The sequence below is a fragment of the Leifsonia sp. Soil_N53 genome (assembly GCF_057655165.1).
In genome coordinates this window covers 1-7,096 of sequence record NZ_JBDGMM010000010.1, presented here as the reverse complement: position 1 = coordinate 7,096, position 7,096 = coordinate 1, and the positions used below count along the sequence as shown (strand labels likewise).

Sequence of the window (7,096 nt, the reverse complement as noted above, 5' to 3'; positions counted from 1 at the left end):
CCCTGCGTCGTCGCCGCGGCGAGGTCGTGGTGCTGCGCGCGGTCGGCCTGTCCGGCGGCCAGCAGGCCAGGGCGCGGCGGCTGGAGGTGATCGGCGTGGCGTGCGCGGCCGGCGTCTTCGGGCTGGCCGGCGGGATCGTCGTCGTGCTGCTCGTCGGGAACACCCTGGCCCGGCTGTCGGTCGTGACCGCACCGTCGACGCTGTCGGTGCAAGGCCGGGTCGATCCGGTCGGGATGGCCGTCGGCGCGGTGGCGCTGGCCGCGGCGCTCGCCGTCGCGGTGTGGGGGTACGGCGTCGCCGTGCGCCGTCAGGCCGCCGACACCGCCTACCGTGAGGAGACGCGCTGATGGCCCGCGGCGCCTCCCACCTCTCCGACGCCGGCCTCGCCCTGCGCGCGCTGCGCGCGTTCCGAGGCGGCCTCCTCCTGCTCGCCCTGGTCACCCTGGTCGCCGCGACGGCGCTGTCCGCCTGGCCGCGGGTCGCGAGCGAGCTGCTGACGAGCGAGCTGCGCCACGAGCTCGCGCAGGCCGGCGCCGGCGGCCGGGATGTGTCCACGTCGATCCGCACCGGCTCCTTCACTCCGGGCCCGGCGCTCGATGCGGCGGACGTCTGGCGCGACCTCCCCCAGGTCGCCCGGTCCGTCCGGCAGGGCATGCGGCCGCCGCTGCGCGCCGTCGTCGGCCCGGGCGACAGCTCGGCGCGCAGCTACGACGTCGCGGTCGCCTCGCCCGCCGGCGCCGCGAGCAACAGCCGTTACTCGGTCGGTGTGGAGGCCTACCGCGGCCTGCGCGGCGAGGCGAAGCTGGTGAGCGGCGCCTGGCCGAGCCCTGTCGCCTCTCCGCTCGCCGCGGGCGCGACCGTGGACGTCGTCCTGACCCCCGAGGCGGCGAAGCTCCTCGGCTGGACGCCGGGGACCACGCGCCCGATCGCCACCGAGCCCTCGCTGCGGCTGAAGCTGACCGGCCTGGTGCAGCCGAAGGACGCCGGAAGCGACTTCTGGAACCTCGACGCCGTCCGCGCCCACGGCCACTTCGTCGACGCCGGGGACTCCGGCAAGGAGTTCGGCGCGGTGGCCTGGCTGGACGCGGGCTCGTGGCCGGTGGTCGCCCCCGCGTTCGACGGCACCGTCGCCTCGCTGTGGTTCGCCGTGCCGCCCGCCGGCTTCCGGGCGGAGGACCTCCCTGCCGTCCGCGGCGCGCTCGGCAGCTTCCTGGCGCTGCCTCCTGTCGCGAGCTTCGGCGACGCGCGGGTGCCGCTGACGTTCGGCACCAGCCTCCCGACCCCGCTCGACGCGTTCCAGTCCCGCGCCCAGCCCGCGAACACGCTCTTCGCCATCCTCGCCGCCGGGCCGCTCGTGGTCGCGCTGACCGTTCTGGCGCTCGGCGCCCGGCTCGTCGTGTCCCGGCGGCGGGAGGCGCTCGCGCTGATGGCGGCGCGCGGCGCGTCCCCGTGGCGGCTGCGCGGCAGCCTGGCGCTCGACGGTGCGCTCGCGTCGGTCCCGGCCGCGGCCGCCGGCCTCGTGATCGCCCTCGCCGTGACACCGGAGGCCGCGCCCGTGCTGCTGCCCGTCCTGCTCGCGGCCCTGTGTGCGCTGGCGCCGCCGCTCGCCCTCGTCCTCGCGGCCGGGTCGCTCGTGCCGAAGCCGGCCGGGCCGCCCGCCCGGTCGCGCTGGGCGTGGGTGGCCGAGGTGATCGTGCTCGGCCTCGCCGCGCTCAGCGTGGTGCTGCTCGCGCGTCGGGGTCTGTCGTCCCCCGGCGGCGGGCTGGAGGTCGACCCGCTCGCCGCGCTCACTCCGGTGCTCGTGGCGCTGGCCGCGTGCGTCGTCGTGCTGCGGGTGACGGTCGTGCCGCTCGGCTGGCTGACCGGCTCGCTGCGGCGAGGCAGGGGAGCCGTCGCGTTCCTCGGTGCGGCCGGTTCGCTCGGGGCGGCCGGTTCGCGGGGCGCATCCGGCACGCGCGGCCACCTGCTCTGGCCGGTCTTCGCCCTGGTCGCGGGCGCGAGCATCGCGCTGTTCTCGGTGAGCGTGCTCGCGACCGCGCGCGACGGGCTCGACGAGGGCGCGCGGGCCCGGGTCGGCTCGGACCTGTCGCTGACCGCGGCCTCCACCCTCGACCGGGACCAGCTCGCCGCGGTGCGCCGCATCCCCGGCGTCGCGGCCACGGCGACCGTGGACTGGGCGGGCGGCGTGGCGATCAGCGCGGCCGGCACGACGCAGATCGTCTCCGGCTACCTCGTCGATCCGGCGCAGCTGGCGGCCGTCCAGCGCGACCTCCCGGCGCCCGCGCGGCTGGCCACCCTGCTCGGCCACGGCCTCCCCGGCCGCACCGGCGCGGTGCTCGGCGGCTGGGAGAGCCGCATCCCGGTCACCAGCGCGCTGATCGTGGGCCAGGGCAGCAACGTGCACCTGGCCGTGACCGAGCTGGACTTCGCGCCGGGCGTCTACGTGCGCGACACCCGCTGGGCGATCATCGACCGCACGACACTGCCGCGCTCGAGCGAGGTCACCGGTTCGCCGCAGACCGTGCTGGTCGCCCTCGCGCCCGGCGCCGACGGGGCCGCCGTGCACTCCGCGCTCGCCCGCATCGGCGGGACGGGCGCCGTCGTGGGCGACGCCGTGGCCGAACGCGCCGCCCTGCACGCCTCGCCGCTGGTGGCCGGCACGGAGGCGGTCGCGCTGCTCTCGATCGCGCTCACCGCCCTGCTCTGCGTCGCCGCGCTGCTGCTGACCCTCGTGATGAACACCGCGGCCCGGGTCCGGCTGGTCGCCACCCTGCGCACGGTCGGCTTCAGCGCGCGCCAGACCGCGGGCGTGCTGGCGTGGGAGCTCGGGCCGGTGCTGGTGGTCGGGCTGATCGCCGGGACTGTGGTCGGCCTCCTGCTGCCCGGCGTGGTGCTCGGCCCGCTCGACCTGCGCGGCTTCACCGGCAGCCCGGTGCAGCCCGCGATCGTCCGGGACCCGCTGCTGAGCGCGGCCGCGCTGGCCGGGTTCACCGCGATCGCCGCCCTCGCCACGCTGGTCGCGCTGGCCGGCGCGCGCCGCTCCTCGCCCGCGGCCGTGCTGCGCGCCGCCGGCGACCTGCCCACGACAGGAGGACAATGACCGGGATGATCGGAGTGACCGGGATGACCGAAACCGACGCCGCCATCCGCTGCGCCGACCTGGTCCGCATCTTCACCGCCGACGGCGTGGAGGTGCAGGCGCTGCAGGGCCTGACCCTCAGCGTCGACAGCGGCGAACTCGTCGCGATCGTGGGCGCGTCCGGCTCGGGGAAGTCGACCCTGCTCGGCATCCTCTCCGGCCTGGACAAGCCCACCGCCGGGCAGGTGTCGGTCGCCGGCCGCGACCTCCTCACGCTCTCGTCGCGCGAGCGGGTGGACTACCGCCGCCGCACGGTCGGCTTCGTCTGGCAGCAGACCTCCCGCAACCTCCTCGGCTACCTCACAGCGCGCGAGAACCTGGCCCTGGCGATGTCGCTGGCGAAGACGCCCGACCGGGAGCGCCGCTCCGCCGACCTGCTGGAGCTGCTGGAAGTCTCCCACTGCGCCGACCGCCGCCCGTCGGAGCTGTCCGGCGGCGAGCAGCAGCGCGTCGCGATCGCCGTGGGTCTCGCGAACGAGCCGCGCGTCCTCCTCGCCGACGAGCCGACCGGTGAGCTCGACGAGGCGACCAGCGCCGACGTGCTGGAGGCGATGCGCGGCGTCAACCGCGAACTCGGGGTCACGACCCTGATCGTCACCCACGACCCGACCGTCTCCGAGCACGTCGCCCGAACGGTCCAGATCCGCGACGGCCGCACCTCCACCGAGGTGCTGCGCCGCACCGGAGTGACGGCGGACGGCGACGAGCACACGATCGCCGAAGAGTACGCGGTCCTCGACCGCGTCGGCCGCCTGCAGCTGCCGCACGAGTACCTCACGACACTCCGGATGCACGAGAGGGTGCGGCTGGCGCTGGAGGCGGACCATGTCGGGGTGTGGCCGCACGCGGCAGGGGCGAGTGGAGGTGCCGCGGGCGCCGACGCTGCGCCCGAGCCATCGCGTCAGGACCAGGAGGCCGCCGAATGACAACTCTCGAGACCATCGCCGACCGCGTCGACGCGCACCCGGACGGCCCGCTGCTGGTCGCCGAGGGCGTCACCCGCGTGTTCGAGACGGCCGCCGGCCCGGTGGTCGCGCTCGCCGAGGCGACCCTGGAGGTCCACCGCGGCGAGCTGGTCGTGATCAGGGGACGGTCCGGCTCCGGCAAGACCACGCTGCTGAACGTGCTGAGCGGCCTCGACCGGCCGACCGCCGGCACCGTCGTCGTCAACGGAGTGGAGCTCACCACCGCCGACGAGGCCGCGCTCGTCGAACTCCGTCGGCGCGGGGTCGGGTTCGTCTTCCAGTCGTTCGGCCTCATCCCGGTGCTGTCGGCGGCCGAGAACGTGGAGATCCCGCTCCGCCTGCTCGGGACCGACCCGGCCGAGCGCGACGCCCGCGTGGCCGAGCTCCTCGACCGCGTCGGCCTCGCCGCCCACGCCCGTCAGCGCCCGACCGAGCTCTCGGGAGGCCAGCAGCAGCGCGTCGGGATCGCCCGCGCCCTCGCCGCCGACCCGCCGCTGCTGTTCGCCGACGAGCCGACCGGCCAGCTCGACAGCGTCACCGGCCGCCAGATCATGGACCTCCTGATCGGCCTCGTCCACGGCAGCGGCGTCGCCGCGGTGGTGACGACCCACGACCCGCTGCTGATGGCCCGCGCCGATCGCGTGCTGGACCTCCACGACGGCCGGCTGGGCGCGGGGGCGCAGCGCCGGGGGCGTCACGCCGCCGAGGGCTGAGCCTGCACGCCACCCCGTCCACGCGTCCGGAACCCCACGAACGTGAGGTAGATCCCCAAGAACGCCTCCCACACGATCTCCGGCAGCGTCGCCACCGCGGAGACTCCGGAGCCCTGGCTCCACAGTCCGAACAGCACGCCGATCCCGGACAGCGCGACGAGCGTCCCGCCGACCATGCCGACGACCGCCATCGGCCGCGGCACCAGGCCGGTGCGGAGCAGCAGCCAGCCCAGCAGCACGCCGTTGCCCAGGCCAGCGACGAAGCCCGGCCCGAGCAGGAAGGTCCAGTTCCGCAGCGCCACGAGGGTCTGCGCGGACACGGCGAGGGCGTCCGGATCGCCGATCGCTGCCGCATGCTGACGCAGGGTCACGACCGTGAGCAAGCACAGCATGCCGACCGCGATGAAGACGCACTCCACGATGCGCGCGACCACATAGCCGAGCGCCAGGCCCTCCGCGCGCCGGCGGAGGACGGGGAACAGGGCAAGCGCGGTGCCGAGGTTCGCGACGATCAGCACCGCCTCGCAGAGGACGCCGAGCAGCACGCGCGTGTCCGCTCCGGATCCGAGCACGTACTCCGGGTCGTCGAGCACCGGAGCGTAGAGCAGCACGCCGGCGATGGCCGAGACGAACGTGACGAGGAAGAGCACGCCTGCCGTGAGCGACCGGCGCCGGTCGGCGGTGGCTGCGGAGGTCGCGGGTGTCGGAGCGACGGTGTCGACGGTCATGGGGTTCTCGCCTTCGGGTGATGCTGACTAAGCTGATGGGTGTACGCCGTACACCTGGAACGATAGGTGTACGCCGTACACCTTGTCAACACCCATCGAGCGAGCCCAGGAGAATCCGTTGCCGGAGCGCCCATCCCCACGCCCTCGCCTCACCCGCGACACCGTGCTCGCGCGCGCGCTCGACCGCGCCGACACCGCAGGCCTCGACGCGCTCTCCATGCGCGCCCTCGCCGCCGAGCTCGGGGTGGTCCCCATGGCCCTCTACAAGCACGTCGCCAACAAGGACGAGCTGATCGACGGAATGGTCGACCTGGTTTGGGCGGAGGTCGAACCTCCCGCCATCGGCGGCGCCGACAGCGGAGGGCCGGCGATCCCGTGGCACGACGCCATGCGCGCCCGCGCCGTCTCCCTGCGCGCCGCGCTCCGCCGGCATCCCTGGGCCGTCGGCCTGATGGAGTCGCGCATGCGCCCCGGTCTGGCCAACCTCGCCGCGCACAACGCGATGATGGGCTGCCTGCGCGAGGCGGGTTTCTCGTTCCGCGCCACCGTGCACGCCACCTCGGTGCTCGACGCGTACGTCTACGGTTTCGCACTGCAGGAGAAGACCCTCCCGTTCGACACCCCCGAGGAGTCCGGCCAGGCCGCGGCCGCGAAGGAGGAGACCCTCCCGCCGGAGGTGGCCCTCCGTTTCCCGTACCTGCTGGAGGTCGTCGCCGAGCTGGCGCAGGCCGGCTACGACTACGACGAGGAGTTCGCCACCGGCCTCGACCTCATCCTCCAGGGCATCGAACGCCTCCAGCCCTGACCGAAGAATTCTTCCGGCGCGTGTCGATTTCGCGCTGGCCCACCCGACCTCGGGGGTGAGAGGGTCGAAGGGACCCGCCACAACAAGGAGAAATCATGGCCAAGTACATGCTCGTCCTGCGTCCGACCGCCGAGGCCGAGGAGGCGTTCCGCAACGTCGACTTCGCCGAGGTCCTCGACGCGATGGGCCGGTTCAACGACGAGCTCATCCGCGCGGGCGTGCTGCTCGCCGCCGAGGGTCTCGACCCCGCCGAGAGCGTGGTCGTCGACTTCACCGGGGAGGCGCCGGTCGTCACCGACGGCCCGTACGGGGAGACGAAGGAGCTGTTCAACGGCTACTACATCCTCGACGTCGCCTCGGCCCAGGAGGCCGTCGAGTGGACCAAGCGGATGCCCTACATCCAGGGCAGCAAGGTCGAGATCCGCCGCGTGACCACGATCGACGAGTTCCCCCAGGACAACGAGTGGATCCAGAAGGAGCGCGCGTGGCGCGAGGCGACCGGGCAGCTGTAGGCCGCCGTTGACGGCCCGCACCCCGTCCGATGCGCGCCGCGCCGTCGAGGCGGTGTGGCGAATGGAGTCCGCCCGGATCGTCGGCGCGCTCGCGCGCTACACGGGCGACTTCGCGCTCGCGGAGGACGTCGCCCAGGAGGCGCTCGCCGAGGCGCTCGTCGGCTGGGCGACGTCCGGGGCGCCGCGCGACCCGGTCGGCTGGCTGCTCACGGTGGGGCGGCGGCGCGCGATCGA

The 7,096-nt window shown here is 74.7% G+C and carries 7 protein-coding genes and 1 pseudogene; 7 read left to right on the top strand and 1 reads right to left on the bottom strand.

All coding sequences use genetic code 11. The annotated features are described in order from the left end of the window. The 4 genes and pseudogenes from AC3A3H_RS00305 to AC3A3H_RS00290 all read left to right on the top strand — a co-directional run. Window positions 1-347: pseudogene (locus tag AC3A3H_RS00305) on the top strand (FtsX-like permease family protein); the annotation flags it as partial. Beyond that, window positions 347-3,100, top strand: coding sequence for an FtsX-like permease family protein (locus tag AC3A3H_RS00300; protein WP_487612534.1), 2,754 nt, complete (start codon window positions 347-349; stop codon window positions 3,098-3,100). The pseudogene AC3A3H_RS00305 and the gene AC3A3H_RS00300, both read left to right, overlap by 1 nt. Before the next feature lie 23 nt (window positions 3,101-3,123). Continuing rightward, on the top strand, window positions 3,124-4,065 hold the full coding sequence (locus tag AC3A3H_RS00295; protein ID WP_487612533.1) for an ABC transporter ATP-binding protein: 942 nt from the start codon (window positions 3,124-3,126) through the stop codon (window positions 4,063-4,065). Next, window positions 4,062-4,817, top strand: coding sequence for an ABC transporter ATP-binding protein (locus tag AC3A3H_RS00290; protein ID WP_487612532.1), 756 nt, complete (start codon window positions 4,062-4,064; stop codon window positions 4,815-4,817). The genes AC3A3H_RS00295 and AC3A3H_RS00290 overlap by 4 nt, the downstream gene beginning before the upstream one ends. Here the strand turns inward: AC3A3H_RS00290 and AC3A3H_RS00285 are convergent. Then, on the bottom strand, window positions 4,799-5,545 hold the full coding sequence (locus tag AC3A3H_RS00285) for a DUF4386 domain-containing protein (RefSeq protein ID WP_487612531.1): 747 nt from the start codon (window positions 5,543-5,545) through the stop codon (window positions 4,799-4,801). The genes AC3A3H_RS00290 and AC3A3H_RS00285 overlap by 19 nt on opposite strands. Before the next feature lie 118 nt (window positions 5,546-5,663). Here AC3A3H_RS00285 and AC3A3H_RS00280 point away from each other — a divergent pair, with 118 nt between their 5' ends. The 3 genes from AC3A3H_RS00280 to AC3A3H_RS00270 form a co-directional block, all read left to right on the top strand. Further along, window positions 5,664-6,350: a TetR/AcrR family transcriptional regulator gene (locus tag AC3A3H_RS00280; protein WP_487612530.1), complete on the top strand. Its 687-nt coding sequence runs from the start codon at window positions 5,664-5,666 to the stop codon at window positions 6,348-6,350. 95 nt (window positions 6,351-6,445) lie between these two features. Further along, window positions 6,446-6,862 carry a YciI family protein gene (locus tag AC3A3H_RS00275; protein ID WP_487612529.1) on the top strand — a complete coding sequence of 139 codons (417 nt, stop codon included), beginning with the start codon at window positions 6,446-6,448 and terminating at the stop codon, window positions 6,860-6,862. A gap of 61 nt (window positions 6,863-6,923) precedes the next feature. Continuing rightward, window positions 6,924-7,096, top strand: a 173-nt coding sequence (locus tag AC3A3H_RS00270) for a sigma factor (RefSeq protein ID WP_487612535.1), incomplete at its 3' end; no start/stop codon positions are given.